Here is a 1900-nt window from a genome sequence, read left to right as displayed (position 1 = left end):
CTATTGTATAGATTTTTAGTTGAATCGCTACTTGTGGAAAATGACATTTTGGTGAAAGAAGAAGTCAGTAATGTAGGTTGGGTTGAGGGACGAAACCCAACATTTATCGTTATTTGTTGGGTTTCGCTAACGCTCTACCCAACCTACGATTGTCTACTACGCCTAGGGCATTCTATTTTATACCAATTTTCACATAAATGAACCGCAAGGCATTGCGCCCTTACAAATTGGCAATTCTTCCATCATTTTGAAAAAAACTTTGATATAGGATTTACATGCTCCAATTTATATGTTATGCTGGGTGAAACTAAAGCTGCATTCGCCAATTTGCAAAAAAAAATTGATCGTTCCGCTCCGCTACACTCGCAAAGGGCTAAGAGAGGAAGTGCCTAGGGGAAAAGTGCAAAAGTGTCAAGGGTTAAGAGTCCTGTGGGAAACAGCGCACACAACCCGGAACCCGATGCTGCCGTCGTCGTTGCCGCGAGAAGCAGAACGGCAGAGTCCAGGATTGCTGATCCACGAACCACCGCGCAGCACTCGTAAATGATGAAAATATTTTTCAATAACCTTTCGACTTATCGGAGAACTGCCATCTGCCGGCGCTCCATCATAATTACCATGCCAACTGTCAGCACACCACTCCCAAACTAGCCCGTGCATATCATACAAACCAAAGGCATTTGCTAAACCAAAGCTGCCAACCGGTGTTGTTTTCTCCCTAAACTCACCTTTAGGACTATCTGCGTACGCAAACTCAGCATTGTAATTTGCTAAATCCGATGTGATAGTCTCACCAAAGTGGAACGGAGTTGTCGTGCCTGCTCTACAAGCATACTCCCATTGGGCTTCGCTAGGAAGTTGGTAGCGTCGTCCCGTGTACTTTGATAGTCTATCACAAAACTCTACCGCTTCATACCAAGAAATTGTCTCTATTGGTAAATTTTCTCCTTTAAAGCTTGATGGATCGGGTTCAAGTTCTCGGTTTACTTGTTCTAAAGTCGCCACAAACCGCCATTGCGCCTGGGTGACGGGGTATTTGCCCATAAAGAACGGTGGAACAGTTACTTCATGCTGGGGACTTTCACTGTTACGACGTCCTGCTTCTGTTTCTGGTGAACCCATGAGGAATGTACCACCAGGGATAGCCATCATCTCTAAGCTGATACTATCCGATAGATATTCAGTAAAATATTTTGCTTGTTTAGTTTCCCGGCGAATAATCTCACCGCGCCGATTAACTGTGACAATTTCAAAGGGCGGTGATAGGCGAATGAGATTTAAAATGTCTGGTCGCTCTAATATAACTCCTGCGACATCGACAGTCTCTCCCACGCCTAACATCTGCTTTAATTCAGTTTGCGCTGCTACTTTTCCCTCTTCATCACCACGGACTAAAGCCCGATAACCTCTAGCAACCACTAACAAAGGGGCATATTTTTCTTTTAAAGGTGCTGCTAAAGTGGCAATCACTTCCGATAACCTGACTAATTCAGCTTTGTTATTTTGCAGGTAAGCTTGACGCAATTTTTCTGCCAATTGTTTGGCGGCTTCATCTCCTTTTTGGGTATAGGCTAAAGCTGTCCATTGGTTTACCTGTAGTAAATCACGTAATAGAAAATCAGGTTTTTGTTTATTAACTTGACGTTCGATGTATTTAATCAAAAATTCAGAGAGTTCTTGCAGGCGTTTTTCGCCAAACTTGTCTTGGCATTGTGACAGTAGTTCGTCGCGAACCTCTGCTGGCATTTCATACAATTCAACATCAACCTCTTGACACAAGTCTGAAAGCAGCACATCAGCAACAGCATACCAAGGGACAGTCTGAGATTTTTGCCCAGGTTCTCTAAAAAACTTCCACCATAAACAATAAAGTAAATCTGGTGTCAAAAGCAGAGGGAAA

General features: G+C 43.3%; 2 protein-coding genes. One reads left to right on the top strand and one right to left on the bottom strand.

What is annotated here, in order from left to right; translation table 11 throughout:
- Nucleotides 1-201, top strand: a 201-nt coding sequence (locus tag G4P69_RS37535) for a hypothetical protein (RefSeq protein ID WP_208355012.1), incomplete at its 5' end; no start/stop codon positions are given.
- Nucleotides 202-411: 210 nt separating this feature from the next.
- Here G4P69_RS37535 and G4P69_RS37530 read toward each other — a convergent pair.
- Entirely contained in the window at nucleotides 412-1893 is a 1482-nt protein-coding gene (locus tag G4P69_RS37530; protein ID WP_452039083.1) for a formylglycine-generating enzyme family protein, read from the bottom strand.
- Nucleotides 1894-1900 lie beyond the last annotated feature (7 nt).

Source organism: Aetokthonos hydrillicola CCALA 1050 (assembly GCF_017591665.1).
GTDB lineage: Bacteria > Cyanobacteriota > Cyanobacteriia > Cyanobacteriales > Nostocaceae > Aetokthonos > Aetokthonos hydrillicola.
This window is presented reverse-complemented; position numbering and strand designations above follow the sequence as displayed.